An 18,989-nucleotide genomic window follows, 5' to 3' on the forward strand; every position below is an offset into this window, starting at 1 on the left:
TGCCGGGCTCTCGTACCGGATGGGATCCCGGGGTCAGAGCCGGGTCAGAGCTGGGTCAGGTCGGTCAGGCCGGTCTGCCCCACCACGGTGGTGGCGGTCGTGGTGGTGGTCCCGGCCAGGGCGCCCGCCGTGTCGGTGAGCGAGAGCCGGCTGTCGTCGCCGCCGAGGCTGGCCTTGGCCCCGGGGATCACCTGCACCGCGCCGGAGACCAGCCGCGGGTCGATCTCGTCCACCTTCAGCCGGCCGTCGGCGAGCTGGCCGGCGCCGTCCCGGGCGAGCGAGAGCGGCTGCCCGAGGGTGAGCCCGGGGGTCTTGGCGTGCAGCGGGGCGGCCGGGGCGTCCAGCAGCACCTTGCCGAGGTCGGCGCCCTGGTCGACCAGCGGGAGCGGCAGCTCGGCCTTGGCGCTCGGGCCCACCTTGCCGGTGGTCAGCTGGGGGACGATCTGCTCCGGGAGCAGCGCACCGTCGGAGCTGGTGGTCCGGCCGGGCGCCGGCGGCATGAGCAGCGAGGTCGGGATGCCGGCCGTGAGGCGGCTGCCCAGTGGGGCGAGCGGGATGTCCGCGGGGACCTGCTGGGTGGCCAGCGAGTCCTCCAGGGCGCCCACCTGGTCGGGGCCGATCGGGGCGGCGGCACAGGCCGCCCCCTGGGAGGCGAGCACACCGGCACCGACCGCCAGCAGCATCACGCCGGCCCGCTTGGAGAACTTCATGCTTTTCACCGTTCTGCTGTCCGTACTGGGGATCACTGGGAGCGGCTGCGGGGGCGCAGCCGGAAAGCGTTCTGCTCAACGAGTGACCGGGAGCTCGGATTGCGGCCGTTAACCGGTTCGGCTTAATAATCCGACCGGATTCCGTTGACCGTCGCGCCTCCGGGACTCTTTTCCAGAATCCCCGTAACCTTCCGTGCCGTCATTCTTTGATCTGAACGTCAGTGACTGCCGACCGGGTCTGAGCGTTCTCAGCGCCGTACGCAAGGAATCCAAAGAGAATTTCAGAGAGGGATCTCCCATGATCCAGAAGTCCTTCGCCGCCGCCGGCCTGGCCGTCGCCGCGCTGGCCGGTGCCGCCGGCCCGGCCTCGGCCATCGGTGACGCGGACGGCGCCGCCGCCTCGATCGAGGGCAACGGCGGCACCAACTTCACGGGCACGGTCGGGAACAACAGCCCGAACTTCCACTTCCTGGACAACCCGAACATCTGCCTGCCGGAGATCCACAACATCGCCGTCGGCGTGCTCGGTGTGGCAGTCCCGGTCGAGGTCCCGATCGCCAACAACGGCGGTCGGCAGTACTGCACCGTCGGCCAGGGCACCCAGAGCCAGGGCGACGGCGGCGTGTCCCACCTGATCGGCTGATCGGTCGCCGCCCTGATCTCCCTGCACCACCCGCTGTTCCACCTTCGAATCGCCCCCCGATTCACCCCGAGAGGAAAACCAGAAATGATCAAGAAGTCCCTCGCCGCCGCCGGCCTGGCCGCCGCCGCCCTCGCGATGTCCGCCGGCTCGGCCTCCGCCATCGTCGACTCGGACGGCGCCGCCACCTCCGTCCAGGGCAACGGCGGCACCAACCACACCGGCACCGCCGGCAACGGCAGCCCGAACAGCCACGTTCTGGACAACCCGAACATCTGCCTGCCGGAGGTCCACAACATCGCGGTCGCCGTCATCGGCATCGCGGTTCCGGTCGAGGTCCCGGTCCTGAACAACCAGCCGAAGCAGATCTGCAACGTCGGCCAGAACACCCAGTCCACGGGCGACGCGGGTGTCTCGCACCTGATCGGCTGATCACGGGGCACGGCACGGTCGGAGGGCCCGGGGAGGAACACCTCCCCGGGCCCTCCGGGCTGTGCGGACGAAGTGTCCGGCCGACCGCCGCAGCGCGGTCCGGCCGGGTGAGCGGCGGGCCGGTCCGGACCGCCGGATGTGAACACGTGTCAGAGCGCCCGCGGGGGCGCTCCCAGAGAGAGGGCAGTTCCATGAAGAGCAAGCTGGCCAAGGCCGCCCTGACCGCCGCCGCCGCACTGGCGCTCGCCGGTGCCGCCACCCCGGCCTTCGCCCACGTGGGCTTCGTCGGCGGCGGCGAGCTCGTCGCCTCCGCCGACCAGCCGTTCCTGGCCGGCGGGGGCTTCGGCCTCGCCCACGCCGGGGACACCGCCGCCGGCGGCTTCGGCGGCGGCGCCGCCACCTCGACCGACCTGGTCGGCGGCGGCGCGGGCTTCGGGCACGCCGGCGACGTGGGCTTCTGAGGCCTGCCGGACACGGCCTAGCGGGAACCGGGAAGGCCGGGCCGCTCCCCCACGGGAGCGGCCCGGCCTTCCGCCGTACACGGTCCGCTACTTGAGCATCGCGGCGGCTTCGAGGGCCCAGTAGGTGAGGATCTGCTCGGCGCCCGCGCGGCGGATCGAGGTGAGCGTCTCCATGATCATCCGCTCCCGGTCGATCCAGCCGTTCGCGGCGGCCGCCTCGACCATCGCGTACTCGCCGGACACCTGGTACGCGGAGACCGGCACCGGGGAGGCGTCGGCGACCTGGCGCAGGATGTCCAGGTAGGCCATGGCCGGCTTGACCATCACCATGTCGGCGCCCTCGGCGAGGTCCTGCTCCAGCTCGCGCAGCGCCTCGCGGGCGTTGGCCGGGTCCTGCTGGTAGGACTTGCGGTCGCCCTTGAGCGAGGAGCCGACGGCCTCGCGGAACGGGCCGTAGAAGGCCGAGGCGTACTTGGCGGTGTAGGCGAGGATGCCCACGTCCTGGTGCCCGGCCTCGTCCAGCGCCCGCCGGACCACGGCGATCTGGCCGTCCATCATGCCGGACGGGCCGACCAGGTGGACGCCGGCGTCGGCCTGCACCCGGGCCATCTCGGCGTAGCGCTCCAGGGTGGCGTCGTTGTCGACGCTGCCGTCGGCGGCCAGCACGCCGCAGTGGCCGTGGTCGGTGTACTCGTCCAGGCAGAGGTCCGACATGACCACCAGGGAGTCGCCGACCTCGGAGACCACGTCCCGGATCGCCTGCTGGAGGATGCCGTCCGGGTTGGTGCCCTCGCTGCCGACGGCGTCCTGCACCTCCGGGACGCCGAACAGCATGAGGCCGCCCAGGCCCGCCTCGGCCGCCTCCACCGCGGCCTTGCGCAGGGTGTCCCGGGTGTGCTGGACCACGCCCGGCATCGACGTCACCGGGACGGGCTCGCTGACGCCCTCGCGGACGAACAGCGGCAGGATCAGCTCCGCCGGGTGCAGCCGGGTCTCGGCCACCAGCCGGCGCATCGCCGGGCTCTGGCGCAGCCGGCGGGGGCGAACGTACGGGAATTCAGCGGACACGGCTTCTCTCTCCGAACGGTTGTGCAGTGCCGGGGGCGACGAACGGCCGCCCCCGGCAGCATAGTTAAGAATTCTCAGCGGGCCTTGCGACGCGAGCCGGGGCGGCGCTCGCTGGGCCGGTAGACCGGCTCACCGGCGGCCGTCGCGGTGTCCCGGCGCTTGGCACCGAAGTCCGCCAGCGCCTGGGCCAGCGCGGCCGCCGACGGCGCCGGGGCCATCACGTCGACCCGCAGGCCGTGCTCCTCGGCGGTCTTGGCGGTCGCCGGGCCGATGCAGGCGATGACCGTGACGTTGTGCGGCTTGCCCGCGATGCCGACCAGGTTCCGGACGGTCGAGGACGAGGTGAACAGCACCGCGTCGAAGCCGCCGCCCTTGATCGCCTCGCGGGTCTCGGCCGGCGGCGGCGAGGCGCGCACCGTCCGGTACGCCGTCACGTCGTCGACCTCCCAGCCCAGCTCGACCAGGCCGGCCACCAGGGTCTCGGTGGCGATGTCGGCGCGCGGCAGCAGCACCCGGTCGATCGGGTCGAAGACCGGGTCGTACGGCGGCCAGTCCTCCAGCAGCCCGGCCGCGGACTGCTCGCCGGAGGGCACCAGGTCCGGCTTCACGCCGAAGTCCACCAGGGCCTGCGCGGTGGTCTCGCCGACCGCCGCGACCTTGATCCCGGCGAACGCGCGGGCGTCCAGGCCGTACTCCTCGAACTTCTCCCGGACGGCGCGCACCGCGTTCACCGAGGTGAAGGCGATCCACTCGTAGCGGCCGGTGACCAGGCCCTTGATGGCCCGCTCCATCTGCTGCGGGGTGCGCGGCGGCTCGACCGCGATGGTCGGCACCTCCTGCGGCACCGCGCCGTACGAGCGCAGCTGCTCGGACAGGCCGGTGGCCTGCTCCTTGGTGCGCGGCACGAGGACGTTCCAGCCGAACAGCGGCTTGGTCTCGAACCACGAGTGCGAGGCCCGGTGGGCGACCTGCTCGCCCACCACGGCTATCACCGAGGTGGCCGGGTCGACCGGGGCGGAGACCGGCGAGGGCAGCACCCGGGCGGCCTTCAGGTCCGCCGCGATGCCGGACAGCGAGGAGGTGAAGGTCCGCTGGCGGGTGGTGGTGCCGGAGAGCGTGGCGCTCAGCGCCGACTCCGGCTTGCGGCCGCCCGCGACCAGCGCGGCGGCGGTGGCGGGCAGCTGGCCCAGGGTGGTGCGGACCACCAGGGTGGTCTCCGGCGCGCCCAGGTCGACCGGGCTGCCGGCCAGCAGCGCGGCGCCGTCCACGAAGCGCACGTCGGTGCCGGAACCGGCGCGCAGCGGGACACCCGCGTACGCCGGGACGCCGACCGACTGGGCGACGCCCGGGATCACCTCGAACGGGATCCCGTCGCCCGCGCAGCTGAGCATCTCCTCGGCGGCGCAGCCGTCCAGGCCGGGGTCGCCGTCGACGGTGCGCACCACGTGCTTGCCGGAGCGGACGGCCTCGGCGACCACCTTGGCCAGGTCGAAGTCGGCGCCCTCGGCGGCGGGGGCGTGCACCTGCACGCCGGCCGGACAGTGGCTGCGCACGGCGGCGGCGGTCAGCGGGTCGGCGACCAGCACGTCGGCGGTGGACAGCACCTCGACCGCGCGCAGGGTCAGCAGCCCCGGGTCCCCGGGGCCCGCGCCCAGGAAGGTGCACCGTCCGGTGGCGGGCTGTCCCGCCGGGAACAGGGCGTCGGTGGCGGCGGTGGTGGGGCTCATCGGGCTCGCTCCCCCATCAGGGCGGCCGCGCCCGCGGCGAGCAGCCGGTCAGCCAGCGTGCGGCCGAGGGCCGCCGCCCGCTGCTCGGCGGTCTCGTCGAGGACGATCGGACCGTTGGCGGACATCTTCAGCAGGGCGGTTCCGTCGGGGTCGCCGACCACGCCGTCCAGCCGCAGTTCGTTCTCCCGGCCCCAGGTGGCCAGCGCGGCCACCGGTGCCGAGCAGCCGGCCTCCAGGGTGGCCAGCAGGGCGCGCTCGGCGGCCACGGCGACCCGGGTGGGGGCGTGGTCCAGCGCGGCGAGCGCGGCGGTCAGCTCCTCGTCGGCGGTGGTGCACTCGATCGCGAGCGCACCCTGGCCGGGGGCCGGGATCATCACCTCGGTGTCGAGGTGCTGGGATATCTCGGCGCTGCGGCCGAGCCGGTTCAGGCCGGCCGTGGCCAGCACCACCGCGTCCAGCTCGCCGCTGGTCACGAAGCCGATCCGGGTGTCCACGTTGCCGCGGATCGCGACGGTCTCCAGCTGGGCGCCGCGGGCCCTGGCCCAGGCGTTCAGCTGCGCCATCCGGCGCGGCGAACCGGTGCCGATCCGGGCCGGGCGGCCGGCGCCGGCGAGCTTCTCGACCAGCTCCTCCAGGGCCAGGCCCTCGGCGGCGACCAAGGCGTCCCGGACGTCCTCGCGCTCGGGGACGGCGGCCAGCGCCAGGCCCTCGGGGGCGGCGGTGGGCAGGTCCTTGAGCGAGTGCACGGCGAAGTCGATCCGGCCCTCCAGCAGCGCGTCGCGCAGCGCGGAGACGAACACGCCGGTGCCGCCGATCTGGGCCAGCGACTCCCGGGAGGTGTCGCCGTACGTGGTGATCTCGACCAGCTCGACGGGGCGCCCGGTGACCCTGGTCACCTCGCGGGCCACCATGCCCGACTGCGCCATGGCGAGGGCGCTGCGCCGGGTGCCGAGCCGCAGGGCCGCGGTGGCCGAGGGCTGCTCCGTGATCGGTTGACCATTCATGAGGTGATCGTCCCGGTGGTACTCGTGGGATGGCTGACGGTTCATCTGGTGCCCCCGGCCGAGGGCTGGGGCGCGCCGCCGACGGGCGTGCCCGACACGGCGTGCACGGCAGCCGGGTCGAGGTCGAACAGTTCCCGCAGCGCCTCCGCGTAGGAGGCGCCGCCGGGCTCGGCGGCCAGCTGCTTCACCCGGACGGTCGGGGCGTGCAGCAGCTTGTCGACGACGCGGCGGACGGTCTGGGTGATCTCGGCGCGCGAGCGCTCGTCCAGGTCGGGCAGCCGGGAGTCCAGCCGGCCGAGCTCGGCGGCGACCACGTCGGAGGCCATCGAGCGCAGCGCGACCACGGTCGGCGCGATCCGGGCGGCCCGCTGGGCGGCGCCGAAGGCCGTCACCTCGTCGGAGACGATCCGGGAGACCTCGTCGACGTCGCCGGCGCCGGGGCTGGCGGCGTGCGCGTGGGAGAGGCTCTCCAGGTCGACCAGCAGGGCGCCGGGCAGCTCGTGCACGGCGTGGTCGACGTCGCGCGGCATGGCCAGGTCCAGCAGGGCGAGCGGCTCGGGGGACCTGCGGGAGGCGACGGCGGCGGCCACGTCCTCGGCCCGGACCACCACACCGGCCGCGCCGGTGCAGGAGATCACCAGGTCCACGTCGGCGAGCGCCTCCGGCACCTTGGCGAGGTCCAGCACCCGGGCCACGTCCGGGCCGAGGATCTCGACCAGCCGCTCGGCCCGGGCCGGGGTCCGGTTGGCGATCAGCAGGTCGGTCACGCCGGAGCGGACCAGGGTGGCGGCGGCCAGCGAGCTCATCGAGCCGGCGCCGACCACCAGCGCGCGCTTGCCGGCGATCTCGCCCGCGCCCGCCGCGACCTGCTCCAGGCCGAAGGTGACCAGCGACTGGCCGGCCTTGTCGATGCCGGTCTCGCTGTGCGCCCGCTTGCCGACCCGCAGCGCCTGCTGGAACAGCTCGTTCAGGCCGCGCCCGGCGGTGTGCTCCTCCTGGGCCTTGGCCAGCGCGTCGCGCAGCTGGCCGAGGATCTGGCCCTCGCCGACGACCATCGAGTCCAGGCCGCAGGCCACCGAGAAGAGGTGGTGGACGGCGCGGTCCTCGTAGTGGACGTACAGGTGGGAGGTCAGCTCCTCCAGGTCCACCCCGCTGTGGTGGGCCAGCAGCAGCGACAGCTCGGCGACGCCGGCGTGGAACTTGTCCACGTCCGCGTACAGCTCGATCCGGTTGCAGGTGTTCAGCAGCGCGGCCTCGCCGACCGTCGCGGTGGCGGCCGCGTCGTGCAGCAGCCGGGTCGGCACGTCACCGGTCAGCGCGGCGCGCTCCAGTACCCCGACCGGGGCCGTGCGATGGCTCAGCCCTACGACGAGAAGGCTCATGCCCGCCCCCCACAGCTCTCGGTGTTCATGCGGGCATCACCGCGGAGAGATCCCCGTCGCCGCCCTTGGCGGACTTTCCCTTGGCCTGCTCGGCCTGGTCCTTGGCCGCCGGCTCGGCGGCGCCCCGGCCCTTGCCGCTGCCGCCGGCCGCGCGGCGCAGCTTGGCGGCGGCCGCCCGGACCGGACCGGGGGCGCGGTCCAGCACCGACTCGGCGCGGTCGTCCGGCTCCTCGCCGGCCTTGCGCTGCTCGTGGAAGGCCAGGATCTGGAGCTCGATGGAGAGGTCCACCTTGCGCACGTCCACGCCGTCCGGGACGGACAGCACGGTCGGGGCGAAGTTCAGGATGCTGGTGACGCCGGCCTCCACCAGCCGGTCGCACACCTGCTGGGCGGCGCCGGGCGGGGTGGTGATCACGCCGATGGAGACGTGCTGGCTCTCGACGATCGACTCCAGCTCGTCCATGTGCCGCACCGGCAGTCCGGCCGCGGTGGAACCGACCACGTGGGGATCGGCGTCCAACAGGGCGGCCACCCGGAAGCCGCGGGAGGCGAACCCGCCGTAGTTGGCGAGCGCGTGGCCGAGGTTCCCGATGCCGACGATGACGACCGGCCAGTCCTGGGTCAGGCCGAGCTCGCGGGAGATCTGGTAGACGAGGTACTCGACGTCGTAGCCGACGCCGCGGGTGCCGTAGGAGCCGAGGTAGGAGAAGTCCTTGCGCAGCTTGGCCGAGTTCACGCCAGCGGCGGCGGCCAGCTCCTCGGAGGAGACGGTCGGCACCGAGCGCTCGGAGAGCGCGGTGAGGGCCCGCAGATAGAGGGGCAGGCGGGCGACCGTCGCCTCCGGGATGCCCCGGGCACGCGAGGGTCGGCGCGCGGCGCCCTGGTCGGGCGTCTGCGAACTGCTCTGTGGTGATCGGCCGATTGCCACGGTGCTCCTGTGGGTGAAGCTGGGCTTAGGCAGCCAGGCTATGTGTTTGTGAACGTGTGCACAAAGATGGTGTCCGTTTTGTCCCCGCACAGTGATGCGCATCACGCCATCGAACGCATAGCACCGGCCTGGGTCAGCACGACCTCCGGGGCCTGGGAATCGGGCAGCCACGGGCCGTACGACGCCTCCCGGCGCAGCAGCGGGACGGCGGCACCGGACGGGCGGGAACGGGCCCGGCCGAGCCGGGGCCAGGGCAGCCGGGCGGCCTCCCGCAGCGGGCCGGTCCAGTCGTCCGGCGGACAGGACGGGGCGTCCAGGCAGTACCGCAGCAGCTCGGCGGTCACCCGGGCGTCGCCCAACGCGGTGTGCGCCGGGTACCAGCCGAGGTCCGCCGCCTCCACGCAGGCCGCCAGACCGTGGCTCCGGGCCTCCGGCAGGTGGGCGCGGGCCAACCGCATCGTGCACAGCAGCGGGACGGGCGGCAGCGGCACCCCGATCCGGGCGAACTCGCGATCCAGGAACGCGTGGTCGCAGCTGACGTGGTGACCGACCAGCACCCGGCCGGCCAGCAGCCCCAGCAGCCACGGGGCGATCTCGCGGAAGCGCGGGGCGCCCTCGACGTCGCACTGGCGTATCCGGTGCACATGGGTCGGGCCGACCGGGCCCAGCGGGTCCAGCAGGGTGGCGAACTCCCCCTCGGCGCGGAGCCGCTCGTCGAGCAGCACCACCGCGACCTCGACCACCCGGTGCCGCCACGGGCTGCGGCCGGTCGCCTCCACGTCCACCACGGCGAAGCCCCGGGGGGCCGTCCGGAACTCCGGGGCTCCGGGGGCCCCAGGGACAGGACCGGGAAGCATGGCGCACTCCTCGTGTACTCAGCCCCCCACGGGCGCAAACGCGTTCGATCGTAAGCCGACCAACCCGCCCCGTCCCAAGCCGGAACGGAGTGTCTTTGGCAACGATTCGGCGAACCGCCCCCGCCGATCGGCGGGGGGCCGGTGCGCGGACGAACACGCGGTCAGACCCCGCTCAGCCGCCGCCCGGCCGCACACTCAGCCGCCGAGGGCGGTGCGCAGCCGGCGCTCGTCGACCCGCCAGAAGTCGTGCTGGCGACCGTCGATCAGGGTGACCGGAATCTGCTCCCAGTAACGGCGGTACAGCTCCTCGTCCCGGGTGATGTCCCGCTCCTCGAAGGACGCGCCCAACTCCCCCGTCACCCGGAGGATCACCTCGCGGGCCTCGTCGCACAGGTGGCAGCCGGGCTTGCCGACCAGGGTCACGGTCCGGCCCGCGGGCTCGGGGCTCTTACGTCGCAGCAGTGGGCTCACCACCCCATTCTCCGCCATGGCGCCCACCCGCCCCCGGGGCCCGCGCCCGGTGGAGCTGTTCACCCCGCGGGCACGGCTGCGTCACGGCCGCCGGGCGCCCGGCTGGCTATCCTCGATGACATGGCCGTGCTCAGAAGGCTCACCCAGGCAAGGCGTTCCAGCAGCGAGCGGAGCGCCCTGGCCGGCGAAGCCGCGGCCGAGGCGGCCGAGGCCGCGCTGCGGGCCGAGCCGGCACCCGACGCCGGGCCCCGGGACACCGCCGGACCAGGCGGCAGCACCGGCCCCGGGGACGCCGCCGGGCCGGACGCACCGGCCGCGGCCAAGCCCGGACGGACCCCCAAGGCCCCCGCCGAGAACCACACCCCGGACCCGGACGACCCCCGCGCCGCCGCCTTCTTCGACTGCGACAACACCATCCTGCGCGGCGCCGCGATCTTCTACCTCGGCGTCGGCCTCTACCGCCGCGGCTTCCTCACCCGCCGCGACATCGCCCGCTTCGCCTGGCAGCAGGCCTGGTTCCGGCTGCACGGCACCGAGGACCCGGACCACATCTCGGACGCCAAGCAGTCCGCCCTCGGCATCGTGGCCGGCAAGCCCACCGCCGACCTGGAGGCGATCTGCGAGGAGATCTTCGAGGAGGTCGTGGCCGACAAGATCTGGCCGGGCACCCGCGCCCTGGTCCAGATGCACCTGGACGCCGGCCAGCGGGTCTGGCTGGTCACCGCCGCCCCGCTGGAGGTGGCCCGGATCATCGCCCGGCGGCTCGGCATGACCGGCGCGCTGGGCACCGTCGCCGAGGCCAGGGACGGCCGCTACACCGGCCGACTGGTCGGCGACCTGCTGCACGGCCCGGCCAAGGCCGCCGCCGTCCGGGCCCTGGCCCGGCGCGAGCGCCTCGACCTCGACCGCTGCGCCGCCTACAGCGACTCGGCCAACGACATCCCGATGCTCTCGCTGGTCGGCCACCCGTACGTGGTGAACCCGGACGGCGCGCTGCGGCGCCACGCCCGGGCCCAGGGCTGGCGGGTGCGGGACTTCCGGACCGGGCGCAAGGCGGCCCGGGTGGGGCTGCCGGCGGCGGCCGCGCTCGGGGTGCTGGCCGGCGCGGCGGCGGCCGGGGTGGCGCTGAACCGGCGCCGCCACCGGGCCTGAACCACCCGCCCGAACCCCGGCCCGGAACCCCGGCCCCGAACCTCGTGCCGGACGGCCGTCCGGGCCGCCGGAGGCTTTCCGGAAGCTTTCCGGAGACTCTCCGAGGCGCTCCGGGGCTCTCCGGGGCCGTTCGGAGGCCGCCCGGTCGGGCTCGCCCCGGCGGGTGAGCGGTCGTCAACAAGGCCTCTGACCTGGCCCCTCTTACGGGCGAACTCCCCGCCGTCACAGGGCAGTCCGCGTCACCTGCTCGAACCTGTCGCCCGGTGACCGGTTCTGATCGTTCGCCAGGCCGGGAAAGTCAGGGGTTGCCGAGCCCCAAGGCTGGGAAACCGCCCCCCAGGCCGCCAAATTGGTCACCCTGAGCGCCCGTTCGATCACGTTAAGCCGGATGAACGATGACAGCTCCGGTCAATGTCAGCCGAACATGCGCAACAAATGGATCCCAAACGACCACTTCGACCACACGGTGTAGCTGTCATTGCACAAAGCGTTATTCTCTCCTGGATGCACGTCACCACGCGTCCCGCTCGAACGGACGCTTCGGGGAGTGCTCTCCGCGCAGGCGGAGGTGATCCGTCCACAGTTCTGCCTCTGGGAGTCCCGTGTACCCACCCGTCCGGAACGACGCGCCTGCACCCTCCCGCCCGTCGTCCGCGCCCCTGCGTCCCCGCACCGGCCTCCGCGACCGGCCGACCGCCGAGCGGCAGATCTCCACGGGCCTGACCCTGTTGCGCACCCTGCTCCGCAGCCAGTTCGCCGCCACGCCCCAACTCGCGCTCGCCGGCGGACCGTTCGTCCAGCCGCAGCCGCAGCCGCAGCCGCCCGGCCTGGCACTGCGCACCACCGCCGCCGGCTCGACCGGCACCGGCTCGCGCGGCCGTACCGGCAGCGCCGGCCGGGGCCGCGCCCGGACCGCGCCCAGCCCCGGCTACGAGACCGAGCACAACCCGATCATGGAGCTGGTCGAACGGGCCCAGGCCGGCGAGAGCGAGGCATTCGGCCGGCTCTACGACCACTACGCGGACACCGTCTACCGCTACATCTACTACCGGGTCGGCAGCCGGGCCACCGCCGAGGACCTCACCAGCGAGACCTTCCTGCGCGCCCTGCGCCGGATCGGCACCTTCACCTGGCAGGGCCGGGACTTCGGCGCCTGGCTGGTCACCATCGCCCGCAACCTGGTCGCCGACCACTTCAAGTCCAGCCGCTTCCGGCTGGAGGTCACCACCGGCGAGATGCTCGACTCCAACGAGTGCGAGCGCAGCCCCGAGGAGTCGGTGCTGGAGTCGCTCTCCAACGCCGCCCTGCTGGACGCGGTGCGCCGGCTCAACCCGCAGCAGCAGGAGTGCGTCACCCTGCGCTTCCTGCAGGGGCTGTCGGTGGCCGAGACGGCCCGGATCATGGGCAAGAACGAGGGCGCCATCAAGACCCTCCAGTACCGCGCCGTCCGCACCCTGGCCCGGCTGCTCCCGCCCGACGCGCGATGAACCGCGCCGAGGACGGCACCGGCTCCGTGCGGTCCGGCACCGTACGGTCCGGCCGGCCGTCATCGTTCGCGCCCGGCCGACACGTCAGGGTGAACGGTAGGTCCGATGATCTGCCGTGCGTAACCGACCGCCCGCACCGCTCGTTGGCCAACGTGCAAGCCCCCACCAGGCGTACGGTCAAGTCGAATTGCGGCCTATCACCCGATGGAGTGGCTTTGGCCAGCCGGGGCAACCGTCCGGCGGGCCGGGCTGTCGACAACGACGAAGGGAGGTGTGGCCCGTGACGGCAAACGTGCTTGAGCACCGGCGGGCGAAGGCCTTCGCCGAGGCGCTGGAGGCCCACCAGGCGGAGCAACGCGCTGCGGCCAACGCCGAATCGGACAACACCGCTGCCACCGGCGCGGGTTCGGCCGCGATGGCCGGGCTGGTCGGACTAGCCGACGCACTGGGGGCACTGCCCGGGCCGGTGCTGGACCGGGAGGTCCATACGGTCCAACGCGCCCAGCTGATGGCCGCGTTCGAGCAGGCCTTCGCCGGCGGGACGGGCACCCCGGTGCCCCGCCAGCGCCGCCACCGGGCGATCCGGACGGCGCCGCGCGGCCGCTGGAGCCGCCGGTTCGCGATCGGCGGGCTGGTCGCCGGGCTCGCCGTCGGCAGCCTGGCCGGCGTCGCCGCGGCCAGCTCCAACGCCCTTCCCGGGGACAGCCTGTACGGCCTCAAACGCGGCTTGGAAGGGCTCCGGCTCGACTTCGCGGGCTCCGACTCCGAACGCGGCGAGATGCTGCTCGACAACGCGGCCACCCGGCTCGGCGAGGCCAAGACCCTGGTCGGCCGCACCGACCAGGCCGGCGCGCTCAGCCCGGCCACCGTCGAACAGGTCCGCCGCGCCCTGGACGACATGCACGCCGACGCCCTCAAGGGCCGCGAGCTGCTGCGCTCGGTCTACCGCAGCAACGGCTCGCTCGACCCGATGCGGGCCCTGGCCGGCTTCGCCCACGACGAGGACGGCCGGTGGAGCGAGCTGCAGGGCCGGCTGCCCGTCCAGCTCACCCAGCAGGCCGACCTGGTGAACCGGCTCTTCGACGACATAAGCGAGGACGTCGCGCCCCTGCGCCTGGTCCTGCCCCCCGCTCAGAGCGGTGGCGCGGCCGGCGACGGAGCGGGCGACGGTTCGTCCCACTCGACCGGTGGTTCCCCGGCCGGCTCCCCGGCGGCCGGCTCCGGCACCTCGGCCGGCACCGACCAGGCCCCGGGCTCCGGCGCCGCCGGCAACCGCCCCGGCGCCACCGAGCACGCCCCGGCCTACCCCGGCGCCGGTGCCTCCGGCAACGGCGGCAAGGGCGGTGTCCTGCCGGACACCCTGCCCAGCAGCGCCCCCGACGCCGTCAACGGCCTGGTCGGCGGTCTCACCAGCGGGCTCACCGGCACCAAGCCCTCGCCGAGCGCCGACGCGGCCCCGGCGCAGGGACCGCAGCAGGCCTCGCCCAGCGCCCCGAACGCGGCCCAGCCGCAGGGCGTCGAGGTTCCCCCGCTGCTTCCGGACCTGCTGCCCGGGCTGCGCATCCTGGGCGGCTGACAGCAGGGCGGTGGGGGCCCGGCGGAGTGCGATATCCGCCGGGCCCTCGCCGTCCCCAGGAAACCCCAGGAAACCCCGGGGAACCCCGGGAACCCCCGGGAACCCCCGGGTTCTCCTAGAAGAACACCGAACGCCGCTGCACCAGCAGCTCGTAGAGGGTGTGCTGGATGGTCTCGCGCACCTCGTCGGCCAGGTCGAAGACCAGCATCGGGTCGTCCGCCGCCTCCACCGGGTAGGTGTCGGTGGCGATCGGCTCGCCGAAGCGGATCGTCCACTTGGTCGGCAGCGGCAGCGCCCCGAGCGGGCCCAGCCACGGGAAGGTCGGGGTGATCGGCACGTACGGCAGGCCCAGCAGCCGGGCCAGCGTCTTCACGTTGCCGATCATCGGGTAGGTCTCCTCCGCCCCGACGATCGAGCAGGGCACGATCGGCACCCGCGCCCGCAGTGCCGAGGAGACGAAGCCGCCGCGGCCGAACCGCTGGAGCTTGTAGCGCTCGGAGAACGGCTTGCCGATGCCCTTGAAGCCCTCCGGCCAGACCCCGACCAGTTCGCCGCGCTCCAGCAGGGCCTGGGCGTCCTCGTTGCAGGCCAGGGTGTGGCCGGCCTTGCGGGCCAGCTCGTTGACGCCGGGCAGCACGAAGACCAGGTCCGCGGCGAGCATCCGCAGGTGCCGCCGGGCGGGGTGGTGGTCGTGGACGGCCACCTGGGTCATCAGGGCGTCGAGCGGGATCGTCCCGGAGTGGTTGGCGACGATCAGCGCGCCGCCCTCGGCCGGGATGTGCTCCGCGCCCTGGACGTCGATCCGGAAGTACTTCTCGGCCAGCGGGCGCAGCAGCGAGAGCAGCACCTCCTCGGTGAGCTCCCGGTCGAAGCCGAACTCGTCCACCTCGTAGTCGCCGGTCACCCGGCGGCGCAGGAAGGCCAGCCGCTCGGCGGCGCGGCCCTCCCAGCCCTTGCCGAACAGCCGGGTGGCGGCCGGGCCGAGCGGGCCGGCCAGCGCCCCGCCGACGGCCTCGGCGAGCCGGTCGGCCGGATTCGGCCCCTCGGGCGACGTCCAGCTGGGGGCCGTCTCGATCGGGATGACCTTGGCCTCGCCCGGAGCGTTCTCGGCTGCGGCACTCATCGCGGGTTCAGCTCCTCGGTCGGCGGGGGCGGTTCGGTACGGCGTCCGGACCGGCGCCCGGCCCGGCGGGCCCGGCGGCTTCCGGGCCGAGCAGGGCGGTCAGCCGGTCGGTGACGGCGGCCAGCCGCTCGGGCGGCAGCAGGCCCGGCCCTCCGGCGGCGGCGAAGTCGGCGAAGGCCTCCGGAGTACTGAACGCCGGACGGTAGCCGAAGGTGTCGCGCAGCCGCGCGGTGTCCACCACCCGGCCGTGGGTGAGCAGCCGCAGCTGCTCGGGCGAGACGTCCACCAGCCGGGTCTGCCGGGCCAGCACGGCCATCCAGCTGACCGCGGGCAGCAGCAGCGGCAGGGTGGGCCGGCCGAGCCGGCGGGCGCACTGGGAGAGCAGCAGGACGCCCTCCCCCGCCACGTTGAAGGTCCCGGTGTTGACGGTGCCCGGCTCGGGCTCGTCGGCGGCCCGGCAGAGCACCGCGACGGCGTCGTCCTCGTGCACGAACTGCAGCCGCGGGTCGTAGCCGAGCACGGTCGGCAGCACGGGCAGCGCGAAGTACTCGCTGAGCGGGGTGTCCGCGTTCGGGCCGACGATGTTGGCGAAGCGCAGCACCGTCACCGCGACGTCCGGGCGGCGCCGGGCGAAGCCGCGGACGTAGCCCTCGACCTCCGCCGCGTCCTTGGCGAAGCCGCCGCCGGGCGGGTCCTTGGGCTGCATCCGCTCGCTGAACACCGCCGGGTCGCGGGGCGCGGAGCCGTAGACGCCGGTGGTGGACTTCACCACCAGCCGGCGCACCCCGGGGGCCTTCTGGCAGGCGCCGAGCAGCTGCATGGTGCCGATCACGTTGGACTCCTTCACCGCGGAGCGGTTGGTGGAGCCCAGGCCGGTGGCGCTGACGCTGAGGTGCACCACGGTGTCCACCCGGTGCTCGGCGAGCACCCGGGAGAGCGCCGGACGGCGCAGGTCGAGCTGGTGGAAGCGGTACGGGGCGGCCGGGCCGGACGGCTCCTCGGGCGGCAGCCGGGGCGGCTGCACGTCCACGCCGACCACCAGGTCGACGCCCGGCCGGCGGCGGACCTCGGCGGCGAAGCGGGCACCGAGCCGGCGCGCCACGCCGGTGACGAGCACGACCACGCCCACGGTGCTGCACCCCCGTTCCCTCGGCCCGAGCGGCCTGCGTGCACCGTACCGCGCCGCCCCGCGGGGCCGTGAAACGACACCGCCCGCCCAGGCCACGACGGGCCTGGACGGGCGGTGGAAGCGCTGGGCGCGCTAGGCGCGGCCGGGGCCGCTTACTTCTTGTTACGACGCTGAACGCGAGTGCGCTTGAGAAGCTTGCGGTGCTTCTTCTTGGCCATACGCTTGCGACGCTTCTTGATGACAGAGCCCACGGAACAACCCTCGCTCACTGAGACTCTCGCCCGTGAGAGACGGAGTCCATACGACTGACGTGAGGGCCTAGCCTACCGTCGATGGTGCGAAGGCCGTAATCGTGTTCCCCGGGACCGGGAAACTCGCGGGAAATCCACGGCGAACGGGGGCGGGTCCAACGGTCGTGGACCCGCACCCGCGCGCCGCCGCTACGCGCTCTCGAGCCGCACGTAGGACTCCTTGAGGTACTCGTGCACCGCCTGCTGGGGCACCCGGAAGGACCGTCCGACCCGGATGGCCGGCAGCTCTCCGCTGTGCACCAGCCGGTACACCGTCATCTTGGACACCCGCATGACCGCGGCGACCTCCGCCACGGTCAGGAAGACGACTTCCTGAAGGGGGCGCTCGACGGAACTCATGACCATCACCCGACCCTTACCCGTGTGCAAGGCACCGGCTTCCCCTCCGGTGACTCCACCGGCACACGTGTATCCCCAGAGTAGTTATGGGTGGTACCAGTGGGAAGAGGGGAAGTGCAGTCCTCGTACGGTGGGAGATAGGACGGTTGCAGTACGTCGCCGCTCTGCGGATGGCACCGCCCGGCGTACGCACCTCCCGGGCTGGGCACTTCCGGGACGGCGGGTTCAGGCCAGCAGTCCGTGGTGGGGGAACACCGCGCGGCGGGTGGCGAGGATGGCCTGATCGAGTCGGTCGGCCGGATCGTAACCCGAGTCGAAGTCGCGCCAGGCCGGGCGGGCGCCGTCGGTCATCCGCAGCGGGGCCGGGCGGCGGGTGCGGCGGTAGACCTCGGCGCGCCAGGACTCGGGGGTCTCGGTGGCCGGGTCGACGGGCCGGGCGGCGGCGGTGGCGACCAGGTGGGTCCAGGTGCGCGGGACGACGTCCACCACCGCGTAGCCGCCCCCGCCGGTGGCCACCCAGCGGCCGCCGGCGTGCTGGTGGGCGAGGTCGTGCAGCGCCTCGGCGATCAGCCGCTGGGCGTCCACGGTGACGGCGAGGTGGGCGAGCGGGTCCTCCAGGTGGGTGTCGGCGCCGTGCTGGGTGACCAGGACCTGCGGCCGGAAGGCGTCGAGCAGTTCGGGCACCAGGGCGTGGAAGGCGCGCAGCCAGCCCGCGTCGCCGGTGCCCGCGGGCAGCGGCAGGTTGGCGGCGGAGCCGGGGGCGTCCTCGCCGCCGGTCTCGATCGACCAGCCGCTCTGCGGGAAGAGCGTGGCGGGGTGCTCGTGCAGCGAGACGGTGAGCACCCGGGGGTCGTTCCAGAAGGCCGCCTGGACGCCGTCGCCGTGGTGGACGTCCACGTCGACGTAGGCGACCCGCTCGGCGCCGAGTTCGAGCAGCCGGGCGATGGCCAGCGCCGGGTCGTTGTAGACGCAGAAGCCGGAGGCCTTGCCGGGCATCGCGTGGTGCAGTCCGCCGGCGAAGTTGACGGCGTGCGGGGTCTCGCCGCGCCAGACCGCCTCGGCGGCGGCCACCGACTGGCCGGCGATCAGCGCGGAGGCCGAGTGGATCGCCGGGAAGGACCAGTTGTCGTCGGTGCCGAGTCCGTGCAGCGGGTCGGAGCGGTCGGGGTGGGCGGCGGCGTTCCGGACCGCCTCGACGTACTCCCGGGTGTGCACCAGCCGGAGGGTGGAGTCGCCGGCGGGCGGAGCGGAGCGGACGGTCACCCCGGGGCCGGCGTCCAGTCCGAGGGCCTCGACCAGGCGCATGGTGAGGGCCAGCCGGGTCGGGTCCATCGGGTGGCCGGGGCCGAAGTCGTAGGCGGTGACGGCCTCGTCCCAGAAGAGGTGCAGGCCGCAGGGGGTGTCACGCTCGGCTTCGGGCATGGCCTCCACCGTAGCGGGTGACGGTGGCCGGGCCGCCGTCAGGGCGCGCCGGGGCGGCGCTCGTGGGGACGGCCGGGCGGCAGGTGCGCGATGAAACTACGGAAGTTGTGGGGCGACTGTGGAGGCGGGTGTTGAGGCGGTGCAGACAAAAGCTTTGCGACTCCATATCCTCTCCGCCATGAAGCCATTCAGCGTGCAACGCCTTGGGGTAATTCTCGCTGCAATACTGGGTTTTGGCGTGTTCTTTGCCGCCCAGCCGGCCTCCGCCGCGGTCAGCGGCACCACCTTCGCGGTCGACAAGTCGACGGCGAAGGCGGGAGACCAGCTGACCCTGACGCTGTCGCTCACCAACAGTGAGAACAGTCCCATCTACTTCGCCTACGAGGCCGTCCAGCCGACCTGGCCGGCCAACACGCAGGCCGGAGCGTTCACCATCACCGGCTGCACCGGTGACACCTCCGACTGCGCGTTCACCGGGAACAGCGCCAACTTCCACTTCAACGCGCCGATCGCACCCGGCGCGACGAAGAGCGTCACGCTCACCGTCAAGATCACCGACACCCCGGCGTGGGGCACCGCCCCGTACACGCTGAACTGGGCGCCGTACGTCTACTACGAGTTCGGCCAGGTGGGCACCACCGGCACCGCCAAGGACCAGACCTGGACCTTCGGGGTGCCCTCGCTCCAGACCGTGATCAGCTGACCCCCGTCCCGTCGAACGCCCCCGCCGTCACCCGACGGCGGGGGCAAGGGCTTTCCGGCAACGGTTG

General features: G+C 73.7%; 20 protein-coding genes. 7 read left to right on the forward strand and 13 right to left on the reverse strand.

Features of this window, described 5'->3' with window-relative positions:
- Positions 1-44: 44 nt before the first annotated feature.
- Positions 45-710 carry a hypothetical protein gene (locus AMK13_RS24000; RefSeq protein ID WP_074004016.1) on the reverse strand — a complete coding sequence of 222 codons (666 nt, stop codon included), beginning with the start codon at positions 708-710 and terminating at the stop codon, positions 45-47.
- 298 nt (positions 711-1,008) lie between these two features.
- On the opposite strand from AMK13_RS24000, the gene AMK13_RS24005 reads away from it, so the two are divergent.
- The 3 genes from AMK13_RS24005 (at position 1,009) to AMK13_RS24015 (ending at position 2,243) form a co-directional block, all read left to right on the forward strand.
- Positions 1,009-1,353, forward strand: a complete 345-nt coding sequence (locus AMK13_RS24005; RefSeq protein ID WP_049650481.1) for a hypothetical protein — start codon at positions 1,009-1,011, stop codon at positions 1,351-1,353.
- Between the two features lie 84 nt (positions 1,354-1,437).
- Positions 1,438-1,782, forward strand: a complete 345-nt coding sequence (locus AMK13_RS24010) for a rodlet layer protein (protein WP_074004017.1) — start codon at positions 1,438-1,440, stop codon at positions 1,780-1,782.
- A 191-nt stretch (positions 1,783-1,973) separates the two neighbouring features.
- Positions 1,974-2,243 carry a hypothetical protein gene (locus AMK13_RS24015; protein ID WP_049650479.1) on the forward strand — a complete coding sequence of 90 codons (270 nt, stop codon included), beginning with the start codon at positions 1,974-1,976 and terminating at the stop codon, positions 2,241-2,243.
- Positions 2,244-2,330: 87 nt separating this feature from the next.
- Here the strand turns inward: AMK13_RS24015 and hemB are convergent, their stop codons facing one another.
- The 7 genes from hemB to AMK13_RS24050 all read right to left on the reverse strand — a co-directional run bounded on the left by hemB (position 2,331) and on the right by AMK13_RS24050 (position 9,698).
- On the reverse strand, positions 2,331-3,311 hold the full coding sequence (gene hemB / locus AMK13_RS24020; protein WP_074004018.1) for a porphobilinogen synthase: 981 nt from the start codon (positions 3,309-3,311) through the stop codon (positions 2,331-2,333).
- A 74-nt stretch (positions 3,312-3,385) separates the two neighbouring features.
- On the reverse strand, positions 3,386-5,038 hold the full coding sequence (locus AMK13_RS24025; RefSeq protein WP_049650477.1) for a uroporphyrinogen-III synthase: 1,653 nt from the start codon (positions 5,036-5,038) through the stop codon (positions 3,386-3,388).
- Positions 5,035-6,042, reverse strand: a complete 1,008-nt coding sequence (gene hemC, locus AMK13_RS24030; RefSeq protein ID WP_049650476.1) for a hydroxymethylbilane synthase — start codon at positions 6,040-6,042, stop codon at positions 5,035-5,037. Before hemC ends, AMK13_RS24025 begins: the two co-directional genes overlap by 4 nt.
- A gap of 41 nt (positions 6,043-6,083) precedes the next feature.
- Positions 6,084-7,424 carry a glutamyl-tRNA reductase gene (locus AMK13_RS24035; RefSeq protein WP_074004019.1) on the reverse strand — a complete coding sequence of 447 codons (1,341 nt, stop codon included), beginning with the start codon at positions 7,422-7,424 and terminating at the stop codon, positions 6,084-6,086.
- Positions 7,425-7,449: 25 nt separating this feature from the next.
- Positions 7,450-8,346, reverse strand: a complete 897-nt coding sequence (locus AMK13_RS24040; protein ID WP_049650497.1) for a redox-sensing transcriptional repressor Rex — start codon at positions 8,344-8,346, stop codon at positions 7,450-7,452.
- A gap of 107 nt (positions 8,347-8,453) precedes the next feature.
- On the reverse strand, positions 8,454-9,209 hold the full coding sequence (locus AMK13_RS24045) for a 3'-5' exonuclease (RefSeq protein WP_074004020.1): 756 nt from the start codon (positions 9,207-9,209) through the stop codon (positions 8,454-8,456).
- Between the two features lie 195 nt (positions 9,210-9,404).
- Entirely contained in the window at positions 9,405-9,698 is a 294-nt protein-coding gene (locus AMK13_RS24050) for a glutaredoxin family protein (RefSeq protein WP_049650473.1), read from the reverse strand.
- 102 nt (positions 9,699-9,800) lie between these two features.
- Between AMK13_RS24050 and AMK13_RS24055 the strand changes: the two genes are divergently transcribed.
- The 3 genes from AMK13_RS24055 to AMK13_RS42975 all read left to right on the forward strand — a co-directional run bounded on the left by AMK13_RS24055 (position 9,801) and on the right by AMK13_RS42975 (position 13,895).
- Positions 9,801-10,832: an HAD family hydrolase gene (locus tag AMK13_RS24055; RefSeq protein WP_074004021.1), complete on the forward strand. Its 1,032-nt coding sequence runs from the start codon at positions 9,801-9,803 to the stop codon at positions 10,830-10,832.
- A gap of 659 nt (positions 10,833-11,491) precedes the next feature.
- Entirely contained in the window at positions 11,492-12,319 is an 828-nt protein-coding gene (locus AMK13_RS24060; protein WP_380718080.1) for an ECF subfamily RNA polymerase sigma factor, BldN family, read from the forward strand.
- 280 nt (positions 12,320-12,599) lie between these two features.
- Positions 12,600-13,895 carry a DUF5667 domain-containing protein gene (locus AMK13_RS42975; protein ID WP_074004022.1) on the forward strand — a complete coding sequence of 432 codons (1,296 nt, stop codon included), beginning with the start codon at positions 12,600-12,602 and terminating at the stop codon, positions 13,893-13,895.
- A 115-nt stretch (positions 13,896-14,010) separates the two neighbouring features.
- Here the strand turns inward: AMK13_RS42975 and AMK13_RS24070 are convergent, their stop codons facing one another.
- The 5 genes from AMK13_RS24070 to AMK13_RS24090 all read right to left on the reverse strand — a co-directional run bounded on the left by AMK13_RS24070 (position 14,011) and on the right by AMK13_RS24090 (position 18,219).
- Complete coding sequence (locus AMK13_RS24070) at positions 14,011-15,018, reverse strand: lysophospholipid acyltransferase family protein (RefSeq protein WP_074004023.1); 1,008 nt, start codon at positions 15,016-15,018, stop codon at positions 14,011-14,013.
- A 7-nt stretch (positions 15,019-15,025) separates the two neighbouring features.
- A complete protein-coding gene (locus AMK13_RS24075; protein ID WP_049652195.1) occupies positions 15,026-16,147 on the reverse strand; it encodes an NAD-dependent epimerase/dehydratase family protein in 1,122 nt (373 codons plus the stop codon).
- Between the two features lie 152 nt (positions 16,148-16,299).
- Entirely contained in the window at positions 16,300-16,416 is a 117-nt protein-coding gene (locus tag AMK13_RS24080) for a 30S ribosomal protein bS22 (protein ID WP_425311139.1), read from the reverse strand.
- A 171-nt stretch (positions 16,417-16,587) separates the two neighbouring features.
- Complete coding sequence (locus AMK13_RS24085) at positions 16,588-16,797, reverse strand: helix-turn-helix domain-containing protein (RefSeq protein WP_045699258.1); 210 nt, start codon at positions 16,795-16,797, stop codon at positions 16,588-16,590.
- A 225-nt stretch (positions 16,798-17,022) separates the two neighbouring features.
- A complete protein-coding gene (locus tag AMK13_RS24090) occupies positions 17,023-18,219 on the reverse strand; it encodes an acetoin utilization protein AcuC (protein WP_074004024.1) in 1,197 nt (398 codons plus the stop codon).
- 238 nt (positions 18,220-18,457) lie between these two features.
- On the opposite strand from AMK13_RS24090, the gene AMK13_RS24095 reads away from it, so the two are divergent.
- Positions 18,458-18,922, forward strand: a complete 465-nt coding sequence (locus AMK13_RS24095) for a DUF11 domain-containing protein (RefSeq protein WP_049652197.1) — start codon at positions 18,458-18,460, stop codon at positions 18,920-18,922.
- The last annotated feature ends 67 nt before the right edge of the window (positions 18,923-18,989 follow it).

The sequence above is a fragment of the Streptomyces sp. CB02056 genome, from assembly GCF_001905545.1.
GTDB lineage: Bacteria > Actinomycetota > Actinomycetes > Streptomycetales > Streptomycetaceae > Kitasatospora.